This is a genomic window from Streptomyces sp. NPDC059740 (assembly GCF_042733155.1).
GTDB lineage: Bacteria > Actinomycetota > Actinomycetes > Streptomycetales > Streptomycetaceae > Streptomyces.
This window is the reverse complement of the sequence record NZ_JBHWGP010000024.1, coordinates 41,571-65,315: the sequence shown is the minus strand read 5'-3', so window position 1 is coordinate 65,315 and position 23,745 is coordinate 41,571. Positions and strand designations below refer to the sequence as shown.

Annotated in this window: 18 protein-coding genes; 15 read left to right on the top strand and 3 right to left on the bottom strand. The window is 74.7% G+C overall.

Annotation, left to right across the window (positions count from 1 at the left end; genetic code table 11):
• Positions 1-3: 3 nt before the first annotated feature.
• Positions 4-714, bottom strand: coding sequence for a sirohydrochlorin chelatase (locus ACFV3R_RS23915; protein ID WP_385586680.1), 711 nt, complete (start codon positions 712-714; stop codon positions 4-6).
• 41 nt (positions 715-755) lie between these two features.
• A complete protein-coding gene (locus tag ACFV3R_RS23910; protein ID WP_385586677.1) occupies positions 756-1,907 on the bottom strand; it encodes a uroporphyrinogen-III synthase in 1,152 nt (383 codons plus the stop codon).
• A 455-nt stretch (positions 1,908-2,362) separates the two neighbouring features.
• Between ACFV3R_RS23910 and nirB the strand changes: the two genes are divergently transcribed.
• From nirB to ACFV3R_RS23870, 8 genes are all read left to right on the top strand, one after another.
• Complete coding sequence (gene nirB, locus ACFV3R_RS23905; RefSeq protein WP_385586673.1) at positions 2,363-4,942, top strand: nitrite reductase large subunit NirB; 2,580 nt, start codon at positions 2,363-2,365, stop codon at positions 4,940-4,942.
• Entirely contained in the window at positions 4,939-5,352 is a 414-nt protein-coding gene (gene nirD, locus ACFV3R_RS23900; protein WP_385586670.1) for a nitrite reductase small subunit NirD, read from the top strand. The genes nirB and nirD overlap by 4 nt, the downstream gene beginning before the upstream one ends.
• A gap of 89 nt (positions 5,353-5,441) precedes the next feature.
• Entirely contained in the window at positions 5,442-6,794 is a 1,353-nt protein-coding gene (locus ACFV3R_RS23895; RefSeq protein WP_385586666.1) for an MFS transporter, read from the top strand.
• A gap of 732 nt (positions 6,795-7,526) precedes the next feature.
• Positions 7,527-9,137, top strand: a complete 1,611-nt coding sequence (locus ACFV3R_RS23890) for an ABC transporter substrate-binding protein (protein ID WP_385586663.1) — start codon at positions 7,527-7,529, stop codon at positions 9,135-9,137.
• Between the two features lie 5 nt (positions 9,138-9,142).
• Positions 9,143-10,096 carry an ABC transporter permease gene (locus ACFV3R_RS23885; protein WP_385586661.1) on the top strand — a complete coding sequence of 318 codons (954 nt, stop codon included), beginning with the start codon at positions 9,143-9,145 and terminating at the stop codon, positions 10,094-10,096.
• Positions 10,093-10,968: an ABC transporter permease gene (locus ACFV3R_RS23880; protein ID WP_385586658.1), complete on the top strand. Its 876-nt coding sequence runs from the start codon at positions 10,093-10,095 to the stop codon at positions 10,966-10,968. The genes ACFV3R_RS23885 and ACFV3R_RS23880 overlap by 4 nt, the downstream gene beginning before the upstream one ends.
• On the top strand, positions 10,965-12,017 hold the full coding sequence (locus tag ACFV3R_RS23875) for an ABC transporter ATP-binding protein (protein WP_385586655.1): 1,053 nt from the start codon (positions 10,965-10,967) through the stop codon (positions 12,015-12,017). The genes ACFV3R_RS23880 and ACFV3R_RS23875 overlap by 4 nt, the downstream gene beginning before the upstream one ends.
• Positions 12,014-13,105 (top strand): ABC transporter ATP-binding protein, encoded by a 1,092-nt coding sequence (locus ACFV3R_RS23870; protein ID WP_385586652.1) that lies wholly within the window; start codon positions 12,014-12,016, stop codon positions 13,103-13,105. Before ACFV3R_RS23875 ends, ACFV3R_RS23870 begins: the two co-directional genes overlap by 4 nt.
• Positions 13,106-13,226: 121 nt before the next feature.
• Here ACFV3R_RS23870 and ACFV3R_RS23865 read toward each other — a convergent pair whose 3' ends face one another.
• The gene (locus tag ACFV3R_RS23865) at positions 13,227-13,808 is read right to left on the bottom strand and encodes a TetR/AcrR family transcriptional regulator (protein WP_385586649.1); all 582 of its coding nucleotides are present in this window, start codon (positions 13,806-13,808) and stop codon (positions 13,227-13,229) included.
• 277 nt (positions 13,809-14,085) lie between these two features.
• Between ACFV3R_RS23865 and ACFV3R_RS23860 the strand changes: the two genes are divergently transcribed.
• The 7 genes from ACFV3R_RS23860 to ACFV3R_RS23830 all read left to right on the top strand — a co-directional run bounded on the left by ACFV3R_RS23860 (position 14,086) and on the right by ACFV3R_RS23830 (position 23,716).
• The gene (locus ACFV3R_RS23860; protein ID WP_385586645.1) at positions 14,086-14,637 is read left to right on the top strand and encodes a 2Fe-2S iron-sulfur cluster-binding protein; all 552 of its coding nucleotides are present in this window, start codon (positions 14,086-14,088) and stop codon (positions 14,635-14,637) included.
• On the top strand, positions 14,634-15,626 hold the full coding sequence (locus ACFV3R_RS23855) for an FAD binding domain-containing protein (protein WP_385586642.1): 993 nt from the start codon (positions 14,634-14,636) through the stop codon (positions 15,624-15,626). The genes ACFV3R_RS23860 and ACFV3R_RS23855 overlap by 4 nt, the downstream gene beginning before the upstream one ends.
• A complete protein-coding gene (locus ACFV3R_RS23850; protein ID WP_385586639.1) occupies positions 15,623-17,758 on the top strand; it encodes a xanthine dehydrogenase family protein molybdopterin-binding subunit in 2,136 nt (711 codons plus the stop codon). Before ACFV3R_RS23855 ends, ACFV3R_RS23850 begins: the two co-directional genes overlap by 4 nt.
• Complete coding sequence (locus ACFV3R_RS23845) at positions 17,751-18,923, top strand: XdhC family protein (RefSeq protein ID WP_385586636.1); 1,173 nt, start codon at positions 17,751-17,753, stop codon at positions 18,921-18,923. Before ACFV3R_RS23850 ends, ACFV3R_RS23845 begins: the two co-directional genes overlap by 8 nt.
• Before the next feature lie 187 nt (positions 18,924-19,110).
• Complete coding sequence (locus ACFV3R_RS23840) at positions 19,111-20,691, top strand: PucR family transcriptional regulator (protein ID WP_385586633.1); 1,581 nt, start codon at positions 19,111-19,113, stop codon at positions 20,689-20,691.
• 183 nt (positions 20,692-20,874) lie between these two features.
• A complete protein-coding gene (locus ACFV3R_RS23835; RefSeq protein ID WP_385586631.1) occupies positions 20,875-22,146 on the top strand; it encodes an aminotransferase in 1,272 nt (423 codons plus the stop codon).
• 157 nt (positions 22,147-22,303) lie between these two features.
• Positions 22,304-23,716, top strand: coding sequence for an amino acid permease (locus tag ACFV3R_RS23830; protein WP_385586628.1), 1,413 nt, complete (start codon positions 22,304-22,306; stop codon positions 23,714-23,716).
• The last annotated feature ends 29 nt before the right edge of the window (positions 23,717-23,745 follow it).

The window sequence follows — 23,745 nt, the reverse complement described above, 5'->3', positions numbered from 1 at the left end:
TGGCTAGCGTCCCGCGGTGGCCACGGCTGCCGGCGGCCCGGCTGCCGGCCGCGTGGCGGCCCGCGCCTGGTCGTAGCGCCGCCACACCAGCCCCGCCACCGCCGGTGACGGCCCCAGCGGCGCCGCCGTCCAGTCGCCGCCGGCCGCCGCCAGCCGGGAGGCGAAGTGGCCGGGGGCCAGCAGGTAGGACGCCACCGCGACCCGGTCGTGGCCCCGGCCCCGCAACGCCGCGACGGCCGCCTGGGGTGTCGGGGTGCCGCCGGAGAGGAACGCCGGGACCACCGGGGCGTCCAGCCGGCGGGCCAGCAACCGCGCCGTGGCCGCCACGTCCGCGTGGGCCCGCGGCTCGCGCGACCCGGCCGACGCCAGCACCACGGGCGTCGGCCCCGCAGGCCGCCCCGCCTGAGCCAACCGGCCCGCCAGCGCCTGCGCCAGAGCGGTGGCCGGCCCCAGCGCGCGCGGCGCCGGGCCGCCGCCCCGCCCCGCCGCGGCCAGCAGCCGCGGCACGTCGATCCGCAGGTGGTTCCCGCCGCCCAGCAGCAGGGGCACCGTCACCACCGGCCCGGACACCGCCGCGAGGACCTCCGCCACCGACGGGTCGACCAGGCCCAGCCAGCCCAGCTCCACCGGCGTCCCCGGGCGCATCGCCCGCACCCGCGCCACCAGGCGCCGCACCACCTCGGCACCGGCGGCGTCCCGCGTCCCGTGCGCCACGGCCAGCAGCGTGGGCGGGCTCCCGGCTCCCGCGGCGCCCCTCACGAGGCACCGCCGCGCAGGGCGTCGGTGTCGATGCGGTAGCCGCGCTTGGGCACGGTGCGCACCAGCGCCGAGTGGGGGCCCAGCGCCGCCCGCAGCCGCGTCACCGCCGCCTCCACGGTGTGCTCGTCGGCGGCCTGCCCCGGCCACACCAGCCGCAGCAGCTCCGCGCGGCTCAGCACCCACCCGGGCCGCTCGGCGAGCGCCCGCAGGAGCGCCGCCGACACCCGCGACAGCCAGATGCCCTCCTCCTCGCCCACCAGCAGGGCGTTGCCCTGCAGCGTCACCGGGAGTCCGGCCACGGTGAAGGTCCGCCGGCCCCGTTCGGGCAGGGTGTCGGTCAGCAGGTGCACCATGGCGCCCAACCGCCCCCGTTGCGGCCAGACGGTCTCCACCCCCACGTCGTGGAGCGGCCTGGCACACACCGGCCCCACGCACAGCGGCAGCACGTGTTCCCGCAACCGGGTCAGGACCGCCCGGTACACCCCGCCCTCCTCGGCCGCGGCCAGGAAGCCGGTGATGGCGGGGGCGCTGGTGAAGGTGAGGGCGTGCACCTCGCCGCGGGCCGTGGCCTCCGCCAACCGCCGCACCGGCTCCGGGTCCTCCGGTGGCGCCCACCGGTACACCGGCACCTCGATCACCTCCGCGCCGCGCTCCCGCAACGCGCCGGCGAAGCCGGGCAGCGGCGCACCGTGCTCCTGCACCGCCACCCGGGCGCCCGCCACCCCCCGGGCCAGCAGCCACTGCAGCAACTCCTCGACGGCCTCGGAGGCGGGGGAGTAGGCCGTCTCCAGCCCGCTGGCCCGTACCGCTCCCGTGGCCTTCGGGCCCCGGGAGAGGACCGCGGCGCCGCGGCAGGCCGCCGCCAGCGCGGACCCGTGCCCCCAGCCCTCGGCGGCGCTCATCCAGGCCCGCCACCCGATGCCGGTGGTCGCCACGACGTAGTCCAGCGGCCCCGCCAGGCAGCGTTCGGTGGCGGCGCGCAACGCCGCGTCGTCCTCCAGCGGCAGGATGCGCAGCGAGGGCGCCTCCAGGACGCGGGCGCCGCGGCGGCGCAGCAGCGCCGTCAGCTCCTCGCGCCGCCGTGCCGCGGTCACCCCCACCGTGAAGCCGAGAAGCGGAGTGGCGGGTGCGGTGCTGCCTGGTCTCATGTCCCTCAGGCTCGTCGGACGCCGTTGCGGGCGTGTTGCGTGGGGGTCACACGGCGGTTAGTGAACGCGGCGGAGATGTTTCGGAAGATGTCGTCCCCCGCACGCCGCCCCCCGCGCGGTGTGCGAGGACCGTACCGGTGCCGCAACATCGGCGAACCCCCGGGGTAACCACGCCGGGCGAGTCTTGGGGCCATGGCGACCACCGACACCCCCCGCCCCTGCCGCGCACCACGGTGCGGCATGCGCCCGTCCCGGGCGGCCGGTGCCCTGCCGGAGGTGTGCGGCGGCGCCCGCCCCGCCCCCCGCGGCGCGCTGCGCGGCCGACGGCAGCACACCGCGGCCCGGCCCGCCCCGGCCGCCGGGTCCACCACCACCCCGCCGGTGCCCCCGGCCCGTCCCGGCGGCGCGGCCGGGGCGCCCCGGCCCGCCCTGCACACCGTCCGAGGAGCCCGAACATGACCGCACCCGCACCCCGCGACCTTCTCCTGGTCGGCCACGGCATGGTCGGCCAGCGCTTCCTGGAGGAGCTCTTCGACCACCCGGAGGCCGCCGCCCGGTGGCGGGTGACGGTGCTGGCCGAGGAGCCCCGCCCCGCCTACGACCGCGTCCATCTGACCTCCTGGTTCTCCGGCACCCCGGCCGAGGAACTCGCGCTGTGCGACGAGGGGTTCCTCAGCCGCAACGGCATCACGCTGCACCTGGCCGACCCGGCGGCCGCGATCGACCGCGCGGCCCGGACCGTCACCACGGCCGGCGGCCGGCAGCTGCCCTACGACACGCTGGTCCTGGCCACCGGTTCCCGGCCGTTCGTGCCGCCCGTCCCCGCGCACGACGCCCCCGGCTGCCACGTCTACCGGACGCTGGAGGACGTCGGCGCGATCCGCGAGGCCGCCGGCACGTCCCGGGTCGGTGTGGTGGTGGGCGGCGGCCTGCTGGGTCTGGAGGCCGCCGGGGCGCTGCGCGAACTCGGCCTGGAGACGCACGTCGTGGAGTTCGCACCGCGGCTGATGGCCCTCCAGGTCGACGACGGCGGCGGCAGAGTCCTGCGCCGCAGGATCGAGGAGCTCGGCGTGGTGGTGCACACCGGCGTCGGCACGCAGAGCGTCCTCACCGACGAGGCGGGCAGGGTGCGGGGCGTGGAGCTCTCCGACGGCTCCGAACTCGCCACCGACCTCGTCGTCTTCTCCGCCGGCGTGCGGGCCCGCGACGAACTGGCCCGGGCGGCCGGGCTGCCGGTCGGCGAGCGCGGCGGCGTCGTCGTCGACGCCGCCTGCCGCACCGAGGACCCCCACGTGTGGGCGATCGGCGAGTGCGCCCGGGCCGTCGACGGCCGCGTCTACGGCCTGGTGGGACCCGGCTACGCCATGGCCCGCACCGCCGCGCGGCGACTGGCCGGCGGCGAGGGCGAGTTCACCGGCGCCGACCTGTCCACCAAGCTCAAGCTGATGGGCGTCGACGTCGCCAGCTTCGGCGAGGACCCGCACGGCCGTACCGAGGGCGCCATGGACGTCCTGTACACCGACAGCCGCGCCGGCGTCTACAAGAAGCTCGTCATCGGCCCCTCGGGCGCGCTGCTCGGCGGCGTCCTGGTGGGCGACACCGAGGCCTACGCCACCCTGACCCCGCTGGCGGTGGCGGGGAAGCCGCTGACCGTCTCCCCCGAACGGCTGGTGCTGCCCGCCGGGGCGGGCGGCGGTGAACTGCCCGAGCTGCCCGACGAGGCGGTGCTGTGCTCCTGCCACCACGTCACCCGTGGCGAGGTCCGGCAGGCCGTGCGGGACGACGGGGCGTGCGACCTGGCCTCCGTCAAGAAGTGCACGAAGGCGGGCACCGGCTGCGGCGGTTGCCTGGGGCAGCTCACCAAGCTGGTCTCCCAGGAGCTGACCGCCGCCGGCGTGGAGGCGCCGCGCGGCCTGTGCGAGCACTTCGCGCACAGCCGCTCCGAGCTCTACGAGATCGTCCGCACCAAGGGCATCACCGACTTCGGCCGCCTGGTGGACGAGCACGGCACCGGCGAGGGCTGCGAGGTCTGCAAGCCCGTGGTCGCCTCGATCCTGGCGAGCCTGGGCGGCGGCCACATCCTCGACGGCGAACAGGCCGGACTGCAGGACACCAACGACCACTTCCTCGCCAACCTCCAGCGCAACGGCTCCTACTCGGTCGTGCCCCGGGTGCCGGGCGGCGAGATCACTCCCGAGGGGCTCATCACCATCGGTGAGATCGCCCGGGACTTCGGCCTCTACACCAAGATCACCGGCGGGCAGCGCATCGACCTGTTCGGCGCCGGCGTCGACCAGCTCCCGCAGATCTGGCAGCGCCTGGTCGACGCCGGCTTCGAGTCCGGCCACGCCTACGGCAAGGCGCTGCGCACCGTGAAGTCCTGCGTGGGCAGCACCTGGTGCCGCTACGGCGTGCAGGACTCGGTGGGCCTCGCCGTCGAACTGGAGCTGCGCTACCGGGGCCTGCGCGCCCCCCACAAGCTCAAGTCCGCCGTCTCCGGGTGCGCCAGGGAGTGCGCGGAGGCGCAGAGCAAGGACTTCGGCGTCATCGCCACCGCCGACGGCTACGACCTCTACGTCGGCGGCAACGGCGGCACCACGCCCCGCCACGCCGACCTGCTGGCCTCGGGACTGGACCGCGAGACGCTGATCCGCACCGTCGACCGCTTCCTGATGTTCTACATCCGCACCGCCGAGCGCCTGGAGCGCACCGCCCCCTGGCTGGAGCGGCTGGAGGGCGGCACGGCCCACCTCAGGGAGGTCCTGATGGAGGACTCCCTCGGCGTCTGCGAGGACCTCGACGAGATGATGGCCCGCCACGTCGCCGGCTACCAGGACGAGTGGGCCGCCACCCTCGCCGACCCCGACCGCCTGCGGCGCTTCGTCTCCTTCGCCAACGCGCCCGGCACGCCCGACCCGACCGTCACCTTCGTCCGGGAGCGGGGCCAGATCCGCCCGGCCCGCCCCGACGAGGCCCTCACCGACCGCCGCGAACCCGCCCTGGTCGCCGGACCCGTCCTGGAGGTAAGGCCATGACCCTCACCCACCCCGACCGCCCCGCCGTCGCCACCGCTCCCGCACCGCCCCCCGCCACCCACGTGCAGCTCCACGACGGCGAGGACTGGACCACCGTCCTGCCCGGTGAACACCTCACCCCGGGCCGCGGCGTGACCGTGCTGCTCGACGGCCGCCAGGTGGCGGTGTTCCTCGACCGCAACGGCGCCCTGCACGCCCTGGAGAACCGGGACCCCTTCAGCGGTGCCCACGTCATCTCCCGCGGCATCCTCGGCAGTTGCCAGGGCGCCCCGGTGGTCGTGTCACCCATGTACAAGCAGCGCTTCGACCTGCGCACCGGCGCCTGCCTGGACGAGCCGACCGCCCCCGACGGCAGCCCGGCCGACCTCACCGTCTGGCCGGTGCGCTGGGGCGCCCCCACCACCTCCTGACCGCAACCGGCACCCGTACCACGGCACCCGCACCCGGCCGGACACGGACCGAACCACTCACCGTCCCCGAACCGGAGGCAGGCAACCCCATGACCACCACCGCGGCCGAAGTCGCCGCCCACGAACGCAGCGCTGCGCCCCGGAGGGGCGCGCTGAGCGACTGGCGGCCCGAGGACCCGGTCTTCTGGGAGCAGACCGGCGCCCGCACCGCCCGCCGCAACCTGGCCTGTTCCGTCCTCGTCGAGCACGTCGGGTTCTCGGTCTGGAGCCTGTGGTCGGTGCTGGTGCTCTTCCTGGGCCCCGGGTACGGCATCAGCCCGGAGCAGAAGTTCCTGCTCACCGCCGTCCCCACGGCTCTGGGGGCGGCGCTGCGGCTGCCTTACGCCTTCGCGGTGACCCGCCTGGGCGGGCGGCGCTGGACGGTGGTCAGCGCCGCCCTGCTCCTGGTTCCCACCACCGCGGCGGCCTTCGTGCTCACCCCCGGCACGCCGTTCGGGCAACTCCTGGCGGTCGCGTGCCTCGCCGGCGTGGGCGGCGGCAGCTTCGCCTCCTCGATGGCCAACGTCAACGCCTTCTACCCGCGGCGGCTGAGCGGTTGGGCCCTCGGTGTCAACGCGGGCGGCGGCAACCTCGGCGTGGCCTCCGTACAACTCGTCGGCCTGCTGGTCCTGGGCACGGCCGGGGCCGGCCACCCCCGCGTCATGCTGCTGGTGTACCTGCCGCTGGTGGTCCTCGCCGCGGTGTGCGCCCTGTTCACCATGGACGACCTGCCCGTCGAGGCCTTCGGCGGTGCCGACCTGCGAGCCCTGCTGCGGGCCCGGCACACCTGGCTCGTCTCCGCCCTGTACGTCGGCTCCTTCGGTTCGTTCATCGGCTTCGGGTTCGCCTTCGGCCAGGTGCTCCAGGTGCAGTTCGCCGACCGGTTCGCCACCCCGGTGAGCGCCGCTGGCCTCACCTTCCTCGGGCCGCTGCTCGGCTCCCTGCTGCGGCCCGTCGGCGGCCGGCTCGCCGACGCCCGCGGGGGAGCCCGCGTCACCTTCCTGGCCTTCCTCGGCATGGCCCTGGCGGCCGCCTCGGTCCTCACCGCCTCGCGGGTCCACTCGCTGCCGCTCTTCCTGACCGGCTTCGTCGCCCTGTTCGTGCTGAGCGGCGTGGGCAACGGCTCGACCTACAAGATGATCCCCGGCGTCAGCCGCCTCGCCGGCCCCGCGACGGCCGGCGGCGGGCCGGAGCAGGAACGGGCCGCGCAGCGCCGGAGCTCGGCGCTCATCGGCGTGGCCGGGGCGCTCGGCGCCTTCGGCGGGGTACTGGTCAACATCGCCTTCCGCCAGTCCTTCCTGACCGTCGGCAACGCGGACGCCGCCTACGCCGCCTTCCTCCTCGCCTACCTGGTCTGCGCGCTGATCACCTGGCGCGCCTACGTCCGCGGGGCGACGGTCTGAGAGGCCGGGGGACCGGTGTTCCGTTGCGGGCGCGCTCCGCCTCCAGCCGGTGCTGGGGGCGGAGCGCCCCGCGTTTACCGGTCGTCGCCCTCGAACGACGCCAGGACGGGCGTCCTCGTGCGGCTCGGCACGAGGGTGGCCAGTGTGTTCCGTGCTTCCCGCCTCAACGCTTCACGTCGCCCGAAGGTCGCGGTGAGCGCAAGAACGGAGACTGTGGCCGTGTAGAGGACCCCACTCATCGCAGACAGAAGCCCGAAGATCATCGGGCACGCACCTTTCTCCCCCTGCTGGTAGTGCCCGGCCTCAAGACGGCCGGGGTGCGTGCTGCTCCGTCAGCATACAGAAGCCGGCACCCCCTGGTGGGGTGTCCGACTCAGGTGAAGCCCAGGCGTCCCGTGCGTCCGAGCTCGTTCCGGACGTCCTCCTCGTCCGGCCGCGTGGCCCCGTCCGCGTCGCAGTGGCCTGCCGCAGGGAAGGGGGGCGGATGCCGGAGAAAGGGTGGGCGCCGTCACGTGCCGGAGGTGACGGGGCGTTCGCGGGGTGGACGAGTCGGGCGGCACCTTCCACCCGAGCGCCCCCTTATGTCCGGCTGAGTTACCGGATTTTGATCAACTGCCTGTCCGTCATGTGGATGAACCCCTTGTCGCGCAGATCGTATGCGAAATACGTTCTGCGGTATTCAGCGCTCAGATCCCGCCGTGCGCTTCGTCCCCCCTGGCGGAGGTAACCCCCGTGCGCCCAACAGCGCTCCGTGTCGCCGCACTCGTACTCGCGGCGACCACCCTGGTGGGCTGCAGCTCCCTGCAGTCCCAGGTCACCGAGGTCGGCGCGGTGCGCATGACCGACGACCGACCGGTCCGCGACGGCGGCACCCTCACCGTCGCCCTCAACGCCGACCCCGACAAGCTCGACCCGACCCTGGGGCAGACCCTCGCGGGACGCACCGTCTTCGCCGGCATGTGCGAGAAGCTCTACGACGTGGACGCGGAGGGGAAGGCCGTCCCGCAACTCGCCACCGCCGCGCCGAAGATCACCGACGGCGGGCGCACCGTCACCTTCCACGTGCGGGGCGACGCCACCTTCAGCGACGGCACCCACCTCGACGCCGCGGCCGTGGTGACCTCGCTGACCCGCGACCGCGACCTGCCCGGCTCGGCCCGCGCCACCGAACTCGGCCCCCTCAAGCGCATCGAGGCCGTCGGGCGCTACGGCGTCCGCCTCACCCTCAAGCAGCCCTACGTGCCGCTGACCGCGGCCCTCGCCGACCGGGCCGGCATGGTGATGTCCCCCGCCGCCCTGCACCGGTACGGCAAGGACTTCACCAACCACCCCTCCTGCGTCGCCCCGTTCCGCTTCGTCGAACGCGTCGCCGGCGACCGCATCGTCCTCGCCAAGGACCCCCACTACTACGACGCCGACCAGGTCCACCTCGACCGCATCATCTACAAGTCGATACCCGACGGCACCGTCCGCCTGGCCAACCTGCGCTCCGGGGACGTCCAGGTCGGCGACCAGATGACCCCCGTCGACGTCCGCAGCGCCCTGACCGAACCCGGCCTCCAGCTCTTCAACTCGCCCTCACTGGGCTACCAGGGCATCGGGCTCAACGTCGGCAACACCCGCGGCCTCGGCCGGCCACCCGGACACCTCGACACCCCGATCGCCCGCGACGTGCGGGTCCGCGAGGCCTTCGACCTCTCCCTGGACCGCGAGACCATCAACAAGGTCGTCTTCCAGGGCATGTACGAACCCGCCTGCGGGCCCGTCTCACCCGGCTCGGCCCTCGCCCCCGGACCCGACCCCTCCCGCTGCCCCCGCCGTGACGTGGCCAGGGCCCGCCGGCTGCTGAAGGAGGCAGGCGTCCACACGCCCGTCCCCGTCGAGCTGAAGGTCTCCACCACCCCGGAGTGGAACCGGATCGGGCAGGTCGTCCAGTCCATGGCCAAGGAGGCCGGCTTCCAGGTGACGCTGCGCCCCACCGAGTTCACCACCATGCTCCAGGAGACCGACGACGGCCACTACGACGCCTTCAACAGCGGCTGGTCCGGCCGCCTCGACCCCGACGGCAACATCGCCAACTTCCTCCAGACGCAAGGTGCCATGAACGCCTACGGCCTCTCCGACAAGCGCGTCGACGCCCTCATAGCCCTCGGTCGCACCCAGACCGACCCCCGGGCCCGCGCCCGCACCTACGACGAACTCACCCGCCGCGTCGTCGCCGACCACGCCCTCATCTACCTCTACCGGCAGAAGAACTACGTCGTGGCCGGCAAGGACGTGGCGGGCGTGCGGGTCTACGGCGACGGACTGGTCCGTGTCGACCGGGCGGGGTACGTCAAGTGAACCCCATGGCCCACCACCTCCTCGTCCGCCTCCGGCAGTCCCTCATCACGCTGGTCCTGGTCTCCCTCGTCGTCTTCGCCGGCGTCCGGGCCCTGCCCGGCGACCCGGCGCTCGCCCTCGCCGGCGAGGAGCGCAGCCCGAAGGCGCTCGCCGCCGTCCGCCACGCCTACGGCCTCGACGACAACATCGCCGTCCAGTACTGGCGTTTCCTCTCCCACGCCGTCACCGGCGACCTCGGCACCTCCTCCCGCACCGGGCAGCCCGTCACCCACGCCATCGCCCAGGCACTGCCCGTCACCCTCGAACTCGCCGCCCTGGCCCTGCTGCTGGCAGTGGTCCTCGGCATCGGCGCGGGCGTGGTCGCGGCGGTGCGCAAGGGACGGCCCGCCGAGTGGTTCGCCAACGCGCTGGCCCTGCTGGGACTGTCCATCCCCTCCTTCTGGCTCGGCATCGTCTCGGTCCTCCTCTTCGCCATCGCCGTGCCCGTCTTCGCCGCCTCCGGCTTCGTTCCGTTCGGCAGCGACCCGCTGGACAACCTCCGCCGCATGGTCCTGCCCGCGATCGTCCTGGGTGCCGGCCTGGCAGCCGTGGTCATGCGCCAGACCCGGGCCGCCATGCTCGACTCCCTCTCCGCCGACTACGTGCGCACTGCCCGCGCCAAGGGCCTGGCCCGCCGGCAGGTCGTCGGCGGCCACGCCCTGCGCAACTCCCTGGTCACCGTGGTCACCGTGCTCGGGCTGCAACTGGGCCACCTGATCTCCGGGGCTGTCGTCACCGAGCAGATCTTCGTCCTGCCGGGCTTCGGGAAGCTGACCCTGGACGCCGTCTTCACCCGCGACTACGCCGTCCTGCAGGGCGTGGTGCTGTGCACCTCCACCGCCTACATCCTCATCAACCTGGTCGTCGACGTCGTCTACTCGCTCATCGACCCCCGCATCCGGATCGGAGCCGACCGATGACCGCCGTCGCCGCGGGACCCACCCGCCCCCGCCGCGCCGGTGCCGCCCGGCTGGGCGCGCTGCGCCGCAACCCCCTCGCGCTGACCGGCGCCGCTCTCGCCGCGCTCTTCGTCCTCGTGGCGCTGGCGGCCCCCCTGGTGGCGCCGGCCGACCCGGCCGCCCCCGACTTCGCGCACGTCCTGGCGCCGCCCGACGGCAGCCACTGGCTGGGCACCGACGACCTCGGCCGCGACCAGCTCTCCCGCGTCGTCTACGGGGTGCGCGCGTCCCTCCAGGTAGGGGTGCTGGCCGTGGCACTCGCCTTCGTGGCCGGCGTCCCTCTCGGCCTCCTCGCCGGGTACTACCGCGGACCGGTCGACGCGGTCGTCTCCCGGGTCACCGACACCCTCCTCGCCTTCCCCTTCCTCGTCCTGGCCGTCGGGCTCGCCGCCATCCTCGGCCCCTCCCTCGCCAACGCCACGATCGCCATCGGCGTCTCCCAGGTGCCCGCCGTCATCCGCATCACCCGGGCCGAGACGCTGCGGCTGCGGAACGCGGACTACGTGGCGGCGGCGATCGCCGGGGGCGGCGGGGACGGCACCGTGCTGCTGCGCCACGTCCTGCCGAACACCACCTCCGCGCTGCTCGTCCAGGCCACCGTCGGCATCCCCACCGCGATCCTGGGCGAGGCCCTGCTCAGCTTCCTCGGCCTCGGCGTGCAGCCGCCCGCCCCCTCCCTGGGCGTGATGCTCTCCGACGCCCAGTCCTTCCTCGCGCCCGCGCCCTGGATGGCCGTCTTCCCCGGCCTCGCCGTCGTCGCCGCCACCCTCGCCTTCAACCTCCTCGGCGACGGGCTGCGCGACATCCTCGACCCCCGTGGAGCCACCCGATGACCGCCCCCGCGACCGAGCCCGCCCTGAGCGTGCGGGACCTCTCGGTGACCTTCACCGCCAACCGCCCCGGTGCGCCCGAGGTCCACGCGGTCGACCACCTCTCCTACGAGGTCGCACCCGGCGAGATCCTCGCCGTGGTGGGGGAGTCGGGCTGCGGCAAGTCCGTCACCTCGATGGCCGCCATGGGGCTGCTGCCCGGCAACGCCCGCGTCGAGGGCTCCATCCGCCTCGCAGGACGCGAACTGGTCGGCGCCGGAGAGCGGGAACTGGGCCGGGTGAGGGGCCGGGACATCGCCATGGTCTTCCAGGAGCCGATGACCTCCCTCAACCCCGTCCTCACCGTCGGCCGGCAGATCACCGAGGTCCTCCGCCGCCACCAGGACCTCACCCGGGCGCAGGCACGCGAGCGTGCCGTCGAACTCCTCGACCTCGTCGGCATCCCGGCACCCGGCAGCCGGGTGCGCGAGTACCCCCACCAACTCAGCGGCGGCATGCGGCAACGCGTCATGATCGCCATCGCCGTGGCCTGCGACCCGGCCGTCCTCATCGCCGACGAACCCACCACCGCCCTCGACGTCACCGTCCAGGCCGGCGTGCTGGACGTCCTGAAGTCGCTGCGCACCCGCCTGGGCACGGCCGTGGTCCTCATCACCCACGACCTGGGCGTCGTTGCCGACAGCGCCGACCGCGTCCTGGTGATGTACGCCGGCCGCTGCGTCGAACAGGCCCCCGTGCAGCAGCTCTTCGACGCCCCGCGCCACCCCTACACCCGCGGGCTGCTGGCGGCGGTGCTGCGTCCCGGCGGCGAGGGCAAGCGGCGGCTGTCGGAGATCCCCGGCCTGGTGCCGAGCCTGGACACGCAGCCGGACGCCTGCACCTTCGCCCCCCGCTGCGTCCGCGCCGACGACGCCTGCACCGCCGCCCGCCCCCCGCTGGCCGCCCCCGCAGCAGCCGGCGCCCCCGCCCCCACCACCGGGGCCCCGCACCGGGTCGCCTGCCACCACCCCCACGACGCCCTCGTCCCGAGCCCCCAGGAGGCGGCGAAGTGACCACAGCCCCGACCACCGGCACCGGCCGCCCGCAGGAACGGCCGGACCCGGTCCCGCCCGTGCTCGAACTGCGGGACCTCACGCGCCACTTCGGTGCGGCCGGACGGGCCGTACGGGCAGCGGACGGGGTGACCCTGACCGTCGGCCGCGGCGAGGTCCTCGGCCTCGTGGGCGAGTCCGGCAGCGGGAAGTCGACCGTCGGACGGTGCGCCGTACGCCTGGACGAGCCCACCTCCGGAAGCGTGCTCATCAACGGCACCGACGTCACCCGCCTCTCGCGCAGGGCCCTGCGCCCGCTGCGCCGCCACTTCAACCTCGTCTTCCAGGACCCCTCCGCCTCCCTCGACCCGCGGATGACGGTCGGCCGCATCGTCACCGAACCCCTGCGCCTGCACGGCATGCTGCGCTCCACCGCGGCCCGGGAGCGGGCCGTGGAACTGCTCTCCCAGGTCGGCCTGCGCCCCGAGTACGCCGACCGCCACCCCCACCAGCTCTCCGGCGGCCAGCGCCAACGCGTCTCCATCGCCCGTGCCCTGTCCGCCGAACCCGACCTCCTGGTCGCCGACGAACCCACCTCCGCGCTCGACGTCTCGGTGCAGGCCTCCGTGCTGAACCTGCTCGCCGACCTCCAGCGCGACCGCGGCTTCGGCTGCCTGTTCATCACCCACGACCTGGCGGCAGTGGAGTACCTGGCCGACCGGATCGCCGTGATGTACCTCGGCCAGATCGTCGAACAGGCCCCGGTGGCCGAGCTGTTCGCCGCCCCCAAGCACCCTTACACCCAGGCGCTGCTCTCCGCCGCCCCGCTGCCCGACCCCAGCGCCCAGCGCACCCGCCGCCGCATCGTCCTGACCGGCGAGCTGCCCAGCCCCCTCGCCCCGCCGCCCGGGTGCCGCTTCCACACCCGCTGCCCCCTGGCAACCGACCGCTGCCGCACCGAGGTGCCACGCCTGCGCCCGTTGCCCGGCGTGGGCCGCGAGGTCGCCTGCCACCTGGTCGCCGACGACGGCACCGCCCCGGACGCGGCGGCGCCGCGGGGTGCGGAGGAGGCCGGGGACCCGGCGGAACGGGAGGGGACGGCGGGCTGACGGTGGGACCCCGGCCACCGGGCCGGGAGCGCCCACCGGTCCAGAGGCGTGACCGGTGCGGACGGGGCTACCGCACCACCGCTTGCCGCCGGGGACCGGTGCCGCCGGGGACCGGAGGCCCTCAGCCCCCCGCCGCCCCCGCCCGCAGCCCGTCCATGACGAGGTCGAGCAACCGGGTGGCCTGCGCCTCCCGTTCGCCCGCCGTGCCGAGCTGCCACAGGCCGGCGATGGCCAGGAGGAAGTCCTCCGCCGAGACCCCCGGCCGGATGGTCCCGGCAGCCTCGGCGGCGCGGAGCAGGAGGTCGGCCGCCGCGGTGAGCGGGGCGTGCCCGGGTTTCGCCCGGCCGCTGCCGGGAGCGCTGGTGGCCAGCCGCAGCGCGTCGGCGAGACCGGCCTTGGCCATGGCGAACCCGGCGAGGCGGTCCATCCACTCCCGCAGTGCCCGGTCGGGCGAGTGGTCCGCCAGCAACACCGTCGCGCTCTCGGCGACCTGGTGCATCTCGTGACGGTAGATCTCCAGGACCAGCGCCTCGCGGTTGGGGAAGTTGCGGTAGAACGTACCCTGCCCCACCCCGGCCGCCTTCGCGATCAGACTCAACGGCGTCTCCGCACACCGGGTCAACTCCACCAGGGCGACGGCGAGAATCCGTTCGCGGTTGCGTTGTGCGTCGGAGCGCAGCGGTGTGCCTTTCGACTGTGACACCGGTTCTCCTCTCGGGGGCTCGCCGCGAGCCCGGGCCTTGCTGAGCGGACAGTTGTCCGCTAACTTCTGGAAAGCGGACGGCTGTCCACTTGTCTTTACCACAGTGCGCCCCGAGCGGCGAGTCCTTGTGGCTCACATCCCGGGGCGCGACGCCCTCACCCACCGTCCGTGACACGACAGCGCCACCGGCGGACACCCCCGCCCTCCGCTTTCCCGACTGGTCCGCCCGCCGGCACTGAGCCGGTACACGCTCCCACTCCGCGAAAGAAGGCTGCACATGGCCGCATCGACGACCAGCGCCGTCACCCTGCACGTCAACGGCGACACACACTCGCTGACCGTCGACCACCGCACCACCCTGCTCGACGCACTGCGCGAGCGACTGTCGCTCACCGGCACCAAGAAGGGCTGCGACCAGGGGCAGTGCGGGGCCTGCACCGTCCTGGTCGACGGCCGCCGGACCGTGGCCTGCCTGCAACTGGCGGTCGCGAGCGAGGGACGTGAGATCACCACCGTCGAGGGACTCGCCGACGGCGCAGACCTCCACCCGGTGCAGCAGGCCTTCCTCGACCTCGACGGGTACCAGTGCGGATACTGCACCCCCGGGCAGATCTGCTCCGCCGTGGCCGTCATCCAGGAGCACGCCGCCGGCTGGCCGAGCGCCGTCACCGAGGACGTCCGCCCCGAAGCCGGGCCCCCTCCACTGACCGCCCAGGAGATCCGCGAGCGGATGAGCGGCAACCTGTGCCGCTGCGCGGCCTACGTGTCCATCGTCGAGGCCGTCGCCCAGGCCGCCACCGCCGAGCAGGGCAAGGGGGCCGCGGCGTGAAGGAGTTCGGATACCAGCGGGCCACCGACGTCGCCGGTGCCCTCGCGGCGCTCGACACCCACCCCGGGGCCCGGTTCCTGGGCGGCGGCACCAATCTCGTCGACCTGATGAAGACCGGCGTCGAACGCCCGGCCCACCTGGTCGACGTCCGCGACGTGCCGCTGCCAGGCATCGAGCCGACCGCCGACGGCGGCCTGCGCATCGGTGCGACCGTCACCAACAGCGACCTGGCCGCCCACCCCGAAGTGCGGCGCCGCTACCCGGCGTTGACGCAGGCAGTGCTCGCAGGCGCCTCCGGGCAGCTGCGCAACATGGCCACGGTCGGCGGCAACCTCCTCCAGCGCACCCGCTGCGGTTACTTCACCGACGTGTCCAAGGCCTGCAACAAGCGGGTGCCGGGCAGTGGCTGCCCGGCGATCGAGGGGGAGCACCACAACCACGCCGTCCTCGGCGCCTCCGCGCACTGCGTCGCCGTGCACCCCTCGGACATGGGCGTGGCACTGGCCGCCTTCGACGCGGTCGTCTCCTACGAGACCCAGGACGGGCCGGGCGAGACCCCGATCACCGAGTTCTACCTGCCCGTCGGGGACACCCCGCACCTGGAGACCGTGTTGCCGCCCGGCGCCCTGATCACCGGCGTCACCCTGCCGCCGGCCGCCGTGGCGAGCCGCTCCCGCTACCGCAAGGTGCGCGAACGCGCCTCGTTCGCCTTCGCGATCGGCTCGGTCGCCGCCGCGCTGGACATCCGGGACGGCGTGGTGCGCGAGGCCCGGGTGGCCCTCGGCGCAGTCGCCTCCCGGCCGTGGCGGGCCCGGACGGCCGAGCAGGTGCTCACCGGGGCCGCAGCCGACGCCGAGACCTTCGCCGCCGCCGCCGAGGCGGAACTCGCCCCGGCCCGGCCGCTGCCCCACAACCGGCACAAGGTTCCCCTGCTGCGCAACCTCGTGACGGCCGTGCTGACCGAACTCGCCGAGGAGGCCGCCCGATGACCACCGCCACCACACCGAGCACCACGACCGCGGGCGCCGTCGGCACCTCCCACACCCGGGTGGAAGGCCGCGACAAGGTCACCGGAGCGGCCCGCTACGCCGCCGACATCCCGTTCGCCGGCCTCGCACACGGCTGGCTGGTCCTCTCCACGGTGGCCCGTGGCCGCGTCCTGGCGGTGGAGGCCGACCCGGTGCTCGCCATGCCCGGTGTCCTGGCCGTCCTCCACCACGGCAACGCACCCCGCGTGAACACCGACTACGTCGGGATGCTCGGCACCCCCGACAAGACCATCGCGGTCTTCCAGCACGACCGGGTGCCGCACGCGGGCTGGCCCGTCGCCCTGGTGGTCGCCGAGACCCCCGAGCAGGCCCGGGAGGCGGCGGAGACGCTGCAGGTGCGCTACGAGGTGGAGCCCCACGACACCGATTTCGCCGCCGACCGCCCCGACGCCTACTCGGCGGACGGCCACATGCCGGGAGTGACCGAGAAGGGCGACCTGGCGGCCGAACTGGCCGCTGCGAGCGTGGTGGTGGAGGCCGAGTACACCACGCCCGAGGAGCACCACGGCATGATGGAGCCGCATGCCGCGACGGCCCGGTGGGACGGCGGACGCCTGGAGGTGGTCGACTCCAACCAGGGCGCCACCTGGGTGCAGGGGGAGCTCGCCAACCTCTTCTCCCTCGACCCGTCCTCGGTCCGGGTGCGCTCCGAACACGTCGGCGGCGGCTTCGGCAGCAAGGGCATCCGCGCCCACCAGGTGGCCGCCGTCATGGCCGCCACCGTCCTGGACCGGCCGGTCCGCGTCACCATGACCCGCCGGCAGATGTTCTCCCTCACCGGCTACCGCAGCCCCACCCGGCAGCAGGTCCGGCTCGGCGCCGACTCGGAGGGCCGGCTGCACGCCTTGGAGCACTCCTGCCTCAACCTCACCTCCAGCTTCCACGAGTTCGTCGAGCCGGGCGCCGGGGTGCCGCGGGTGATGTACGACGCGGACGCCCACCACACGGCCAACCGGGTCGTGCGACTGGACGTGCCCACCCCGACGTTCATGCGGGCCCCGGGGGAGGCTCCCGGGTCGTTCGCCATCGAGTCGGCGCTGGACGAACTCGCCGAGAAGTGCGGCCTGGACCCCATCGAACTGCGCGCCCGCAACGAACCCGAGCGCGGCCCCGTCTCCGGACTCCCCTTCAGCGGCCGCAACCTGCTCGCCTGCTTCCACGAGGGCGCCCGCCGGTTCGGCTGGGCCGACCGCGACCCGCGCCCCCGGGTGCGCCGGGAGGGGCGCTGGCTGGTCGGCACCGGCACGGCGGCGGCCTCCTTCCCGTCGAACGCCGGGCCCTCCACGGCGGTGCTGACGGCGGAGGCCGACGGCACCTTCACCGTCCGCATCGCCGCCGCCGACATCGGCACCGGAGCCCGCACGGCACTGACCCTGGTCGCCGCCGACGCGCTGGAGGTGCCGCCGCAGCGGGTACGGGTGCGCATCGGGGACAGCGACTTCGGCCCGGCGATGATCGCCGGCGGTTCCATGGGCACCCGCTCCTGGTCCTGGGCGGTCTCGATCGCCGCCGCGGAACTGCGCGAGCGGATCGGCCCGGGCACCGACATCCCGCCCGAGGGCATCACCGTCCGATCCGACACCACCGAGGCCCTCGGCACCCTGGCCCGCAAGGAACGGCACTCCTTCGGCGCCCAGTTCGCCGAGGTCGGCGTGGACACCGCCACCGGCGAGGTGCGGGTACGCCGCATGCTGGGCGTGTTCGCCGCAGGCCGCATCGTCAACCCGCTGACCGCGCGCAACCAGCTCGTCGGCGGCATGGTCTGGGGCATCTCCATGGCCCTGCACGAGGAGGCGCTCCGCGACCAGGCCTCGGGGACGCACGTCGGCGCCGACCTCGCCGGCTACCACGTCGCCACCCACGCCGACGTGCCGCGCGTCGAGGCGCACTGGGTGGACGACCCGGACCCGGCCGACCCGGTGGGCATCAAGGGCGTCGGCGAGGTCGGCATCGTGGGGGCCGCGGCCGCGATCGCCAACGCCGTCTGGCACGCCACCGGGGTACGCCACCGCCACCTGCCGATCCGGCCCGACCGTGTCCTGTCCGCCGAACCGGGGGCGCCGGATGCTTGACCTCGCCGAAGACCTGCTCCGCTGGGTCGAGGAGGGGCGCGGGTTCGCGGTGGCCACCGTCGTCGGCGTCACCGGCAGCGCGCCCCGCGGGCCGGGCGCGGCGCTCGCCGTCGACAGCGAGGGCACGGTCATCGGCTCGGTGTCCGGCGGCTGCGTCGAGGGAGCGGTGTACGAGCTGTGCGCCCAGGCGCTCCGCGACGGGCGCAGCGTCGTCGAACAGTTCGGCTACGACGACGAGGACGCCTTCGCCGTGGGACTGACCTGCGGCGGCACCATCGAGGTCCTCGTCACGCCGGTCACCGCGGACGCCCCCGCCAGAGGGCTGCTGCGCTCGGCGCTCGCGGCGGCGGCCGAGGCGGCCCCGGTGGCCCTCGTCCGGGTCGCCGCCGGTCCGCCCGAACTGCTCGGCGGCGCCCTGTTGGTACGCCCCACCGGGGCCGGCGAGGGCACGCTGGGCGGCACGCCGGAGCTGGCGGCCGCGGCGGTGGCGCAGGCCCGCCCCCTGCTGGAGGCGGGGAGCACCGGCACTATCGCGGTGGGGGAGGACGGGTCGTACTGCCCCGGCGGCCTCACGCTCCTCGTCGAGACGTCCACCCCGCCGCCCCGCATGATCGTCTTCGGGGCGGTCGACTTCGCCGCGGCCCTGGTCCGCGCCGGCAAACTCCTCGGCTACCACGTGACGGTGTGCGACGCCCGACCCGTCTTCGCCACCCGGGCCCGCCACCCCGAGGCGGACGAGGTGGTGGTCGACTGGCCGCACCGCTACCTCCGCCGCACCACCACCGACGCCCGCACCGCCCTGTGCGTGCTGACCCATGACGCGAAGTTCGACGTCCCCCTGCTCCAGGAGGCGCTGCGCCTGCCCGTCGCGTTCGTCGGCGCGATGGGCTCCCGCCGCACCCACGAGGACCGGGCCCGCAGGCTGCGCGAGGCGGGCGTGAGTGAGGCGGAGCTGGCCCGGCTGCGGTCGCCGATCGGTCTGGACCTGGGAGCCCGCACCGCGGGGGAGACCGCTCTGTCGATCGCCGCCGAGATCGTCGCGACCCGCCGGGGCGGCACCGGGACGCCGCTGACCGGTTCGGCGAGCCCGATCCACCACGAGGAGCGGGAGAGCGGAGCGCTCCTGACGCGCGGCGCCGTCCGGTCGACGCCCCGGACAGGGTGACGCCCGGGCCGCGCGGACTCGCGCCGGCGGCGGCGTGCCTCCCCGTCCCGGCGGCCGGCCGGGGTGCAGCCGCCGCCGTCCGGGGCCGGCCGCGGGGCGGGGGAGCGGCGTCTTGTAGCATCCCCGCGTCCGTGGCGGTCCAGTAGGCAGGCGGCTCGTGGAACCCTGTGCGCGATACGGCTCCTCGGTGCCCCTGGAGCGACTCGTGGAGCGGCTGGGCCCGACGCTCTCGCCCGGGCCCGGCCAGGGGCCGGCCGCCGGCCGGAGCGTCAGCTCGGTGGTGCTGCACGACCCCGTCGACCCGCCGTCGGTCACGCCTGGGGCCTTCGTGCTCGGAGCCGGCCTCGCGGATCCGGGTGAGGTCGCGGCGGCCGTCCGCTCCTTCGCCCGGGACGGGGCCGTCGCCCTCGTCCTGCGCGAGCCGGTGGAGCGGGAGGCGGCGGTCCGCGCGGCGGCCGCCGAGACCTCGGTGGCGCTCTACGGCCTCCCCCGAGGGGCCTCGTGGCTGCAGGTCGCCTCCCTGGTGACCGCCTCCCTGAGCCCGCTGCCGACCCACGTGAGCGGCGGGCACGAGCCGGGCACCGATCTCTTCGAGCTCGCCAACTCCCTGGCGGCGCTCCTCGACGCCCCCGTGGCGATAGAGGACCCGTCCTCCCGCGTCATCGCCTTCTCCTCCGACCAGACGGGGGCGGACGACGGGCGCCACCGCACGATCCTGAGCATGCAGGCGCCCACGGACGTCGGTGAACTCCAGCGCCGGCACGGGATGCTGCTGCGCATCCACGCCTCCGAACGCCCCGTCTACATCGACGGCGTGATGCCGGGGGCGATGCCGCGGGTTGCGCTGCGCATCCGGGCCGGCACCGAGCCCCTCGGGGTGATCTGGGCGGTCGTCAAGGAGCCGCTGACGGCCCGGCGCGAGCAGGGCCTGATCGAGGCCGCACAGGTCGTCGCCCTGACGATGCTCCGGGCCCGGCTCGACGCCGACGCCCTGACCCGGATGCGGCTCGGGCTGGTGCTGAGCCTGCTCGACGGCGGACCGAACGCCCGCCGGACCGCCCGGCAGCTGGACTTCGGCCGCAGCCCCGTGTGCGTACTGGCCTTCGGCGCGCGGGCGGTGGCGGAGGGGGACAGCTGCGCAGCCGAGGCCGACCAGCAGCGCACGGCGAGCGCGCTCACCATGTACCTGGCGCCGGTCTGCCCCCGGGCGGCGGCGGCGCTCGTCGGTTCCGTCCTGTACGCCGTCGTCCCGCTGCGGGAATCCGGTGAGCCGGGCAAGCGGGAGGCGGTCCGGATCGCGGAGGAGTTCCTCGCGCGGCTGGACTCGCCGCAGCCGTACTACGCCGGGGTGGGAACGGTGCTCGCCGACGTCACCGACCTCGCGTCCGCCCGGTCGGCAGCCGACGCCGCACTGCGCGTCCTGCGGGAGCGAGCCGCCGAGGGCCGCCGGGTGGCGGCGCTGGAGGACGTGCAGGTGGAACACATCCTGCTGCGTGTGACCGACGCCATGGCGGACGAGCGCACGGTGGTCGGCGGCCCGCTGCGCGCACTGCGGACCTACGACGCGGAACACGGCGGCTCGATGGTCGCGACACTGCGGGCCTGGATCGACGCCTTCGGGGACGTGACGAAGGCCTCGGCAGCCGTCCGCGTGCACAAGAACACCTTCCGGTACCGCCTCGCACGCCTGGAGCAGATCGCCCGGGTCGACCTCTCCGACCCCGACGTCCGCTTCGCACTCGACCTGCAACTGCGCGTCCTCACCTGAGGTCCGGCCGCCTGGCCCCTTCGTGCGCACGCACAAGGACGGGCGGGTTTTTCGTCCTGCTGCACGGAGATCGCCACCGGGGCGGCAGCCAGGATGACTGCCACCGGGACGACGGGCCCGCCGGCACCTCCCACCGCGCGCTCCGCCGCCCCCGGTCGCAGAGCCGACAGAAGGGAAGACGCGGTGGACATCCTCACCCGCACCGACGAACCGTCCGCACACCTGGAGCGCGCCCGGGCGGACTACGCGGCGCTGCGCGCACGCGGCCTCGCCCTGGACCTCACCCGCGGCAAGCCGTCCGGCGCACAACTCGACCTCTCCGCCGGTCTGCTGAGGCTGCCGGCCGGTCACCACCTGACGCGGGACGGCCAGGACACCCGCAACTACGCCGGGGACCGGGGGCTGCCGGAGCTACGCGAGATATTCGCCCCCCTGCTGCAGGTGCCGGTGGACCAGCTCCTCGCAGCGGGCAACTCCAGCCTGGCGCTGATGCACGACTGCCTGGTGCAGGCCCTGCTGGACGGTGTGCCCGGCGGCCCGGGGCGCTGGCTGGAGCAGGACCGCCCGGTCTTCCTCTGCCCCGCCCCCGGCTTCGACCGGCACTTCGCGCTGTGCGAGCGCTTCGGCATCTCCATGACCGCGGTCCCCATGACGGACGAGGGCCCCGACATGGACGTCGTCGAGCGCCTGGCGGCCGCCGACCCCGCGGTGAAGGGCATCTGGTGCGTACCCAAGTACAGCAACCCGGAGGGAGTGACCTACAGCGACCGGACCGTGCACCGGCTCGCCCGCATGCGGACGGCGGCGCCGGACTTCCGGATCTTCTGGGACGACGCCTACGCCGTCCACCACCTGACCGAGGAGCACGTCGAGGTCGCCGGCATCCTCGACGCCTGCGCCGAGCACGGCAGTGCGGACCGGGCGCTGGTCTTCGGCTCCACCTCCAAGATCACGCACGCCGGAGCAGGCGTGGCCTTCTTCGGTGCCTCCCCCGCCAACGTCGAGTGGAAGCTGGCGTACGACCGCGGGCGTTCGATCGGGCCCGACAAGATCAACCAGTTGCGGCACGCCCAGTTCCTGAAGTCCCCGGACGGCGTGCTCGCGCACATGGCCCGCCACCGCGCGTTGCTGCGGCCCCGGTTCGAGACCGTGCAGCGCCTGCTGGAGGAGGAACTCGGCGGCACCGGCCTGGCGCAGTGGACCCGGCCCCGGGGCGGCTACTTCGTCACGCTGCGGGTCCCGCGGGGCTGCGCGAAGGAGGTGGTGCGGCACTGCGCCGAGGCCGGGGTGCTGCTGACCCCCGCCGGGGCCGCCCACCCCTACGGAGACGACCCCGACGACAGCCTCATCCGCATCGCGCCCAGCTACGCGGACGTCGAGGACCTGGCTCAGGCCGTCCGGGCCGTCACCGTCTGCGTGCGGCTGGTCGGCTACGGCAGGCAGCTCCAGGACTGAGCCCCGCGCCCCGCCCGCCTCACCCCACCTCCCTCCCCGCCATTCCCCGGAGCAGGACGAAAGGCAGGTCCTTCGTGACGACCCACCCGGAACACCGCGGCTTCCCACCGCCAGGCGGCAAACTGGCCGAGGCCGCCGAACCGCGAGGAGCGCGACGGTGACGGCCGGCCCCGCCCCCACCGGGCTCCGCAAGGAGCTGAGCCGCCGCCAGGTGACCATGCTCGGGCTGGGCTCGGCCCTGGGCACCGGGCTCTTCCTCGGCGCCGGCACAGCGATCAGGACGGCCGGCCCCGCGGTGATCGTCAGCTATGCGGCCGGCGCGCTCATCGCCCTCACGGTCGCCTTCGGGCTCGCGGAGATGGTGAGCGCCCTGCCGGTGCGCGGCACCTTCGGGACCATCGCCGCCCGCTACCTGGGGCCCTTCGCCGGGTACACCGTGCGCTGGCTGTACTGGATCGGGGTGATCCTCGCGGTGGGCGGCGAGGTGGTGGCGGCGGCGATCTACCTGACCTACTGGTGGCCGCAGCTCCCCCTCGCCCCCGTCGTCGCGTTCTTCGCCGTGCTGGTCACCGCCGTCAACCTGGCCGGGGTGAGGTCCTTCGGCTCGGTGGAGTCGGTGCTCAGCACCGTCAAGGTGACCGCCATCGTGGTCTTCCTCGTCATCGGCGTGGTGCTGGTCCTCTTCGGGCTGCCGGGCCGGGAGGCGAGCGGCGTCGGCAACCTCACGGCGCACGGCGGTTTCTTCCCGCACGGCGGGCTCGCCGTCTGGCTGGTGATGGCCGTGGTCATCTTCAGCTTCGCCGGCATCGAGCTGATCGCCGTCTCCGCCCCGGAGACCGAGGACGCCCCCCGCGCCCTGCGCAGCGCGATGCGGTCGATGATGGTCCGGCTGGCCCTGTTCTACCTCGGCGCCCTGGCCGTCATCCTGTCCGTCACGCCCTGGCAGCAGACGCGGTCCGGCCAGACCGTGGCGAGCAGCCCCTTCGTGACGATGTTCTCGGCGGCCGGGATCCCGGCCGCAGCAGCCGTCACCAACGCCCTCGTGCTGGTCACCGCACTGTCCTCGGCCAACGCCAACCTCTACGCCGGCGCCCGCATGCTGCACTCGCTGGGCGGGGACGGGCTCGCCCCGGCCTCCCTCTCCGTCACCGACTCCCGGGGCGTTCCCCGGCGGGCGGCGCTGGTCTCGGCCTCCGGGACGGCCCTGGCCGCCGTGGGCAGCGGCTTCCTGGGCTCCGGCGTGGCCTCCTTCATCATGGCGCTCGCCGGCATGGCCGTCATAGCGACCTGGATCATCATCCTGCTCACCCTGCTGGCCTTCCGCCGAGACCCCGGCCGGCCCGCCTCCGCACTGCGGCTGCGCGGTGGCCGCGCCGTCCCCCTCCTGGCCGTCGCCGCCCTGCTGTCGGTCCTCGCCACGGGCGTGCGGGTACCGCAGATGCGCACGGCCGACATCCTGGGCATCCCGGCGCTGGCCGTTCTCAGCGGTGTCTACTACCTCCGCCGCCACCGGCCCGGCACCAGGCGGACGGTGCAGGGAGCGGCGCACGGCCCGCACCCCCGGCCGTAGCACCGCCCACCGCGGGCAGGCCCCGTACC

What these genes read in the sequence shown, in the direction of transcription:
- ACFV3R_RS23910 (WP_385586677.1), bottom strand. Translation starts at nt 1,907, where the DNA reads ATGAGACCAGGCAGCACCGCACCCGCCACTCCGCTTCTCGGCTTCACG.
- nirB (WP_385586673.1), top strand. Translation starts at nt 2,363, where the DNA reads ATGACCGCACCCGCACCCCGCGACCTTCTCCTGGTCGGCCACGGCATG.
- ACFV3R_RS23845 (WP_385586636.1), top strand. Translation starts at nt 17,751, where the DNA reads ATGCTTGACCTCGCCGAAGACCTGCTCCGCTGGGTCGAGGAGGGGCGC.
- ACFV3R_RS23880 (WP_385586658.1), top strand. Translation starts at nt 10,093, where the DNA reads ATGACCGCCGTCGCCGCGGGACCCACCCGCCCCCGCCGCGCCGGTGCC.
- ACFV3R_RS23850 (WP_385586639.1), top strand. Translation starts at nt 15,623, where the DNA reads ATGACCACCGCCACCACACCGAGCACCACGACCGCGGGCGCCGTCGGC.
- ACFV3R_RS23895 (WP_385586666.1), top strand. Translation starts at nt 5,442, where the DNA reads ATGACCACCACCGCGGCCGAAGTCGCCGCCCACGAACGCAGCGCTGCG.
- ACFV3R_RS23875 (WP_385586655.1), top strand. Translation starts at nt 10,965, where the DNA reads ATGACCGCCCCCGCGACCGAGCCCGCCCTGAGCGTGCGGGACCTCTCG.
- ACFV3R_RS23860 (WP_385586645.1), top strand. Translation starts at nt 14,086, where the DNA reads ATGGCCGCATCGACGACCAGCGCCGTCACCCTGCACGTCAACGGCGAC.
- ACFV3R_RS23885 (WP_385586661.1), top strand. Translation starts at nt 9,143, where the DNA reads ATGGCCCACCACCTCCTCGTCCGCCTCCGGCAGTCCCTCATCACGCTG.
- nirD (WP_385586670.1), top strand. Translation starts at nt 4,939, where the DNA reads ATGACCCTCACCCACCCCGACCGCCCCGCCGTCGCCACCGCTCCCGCA.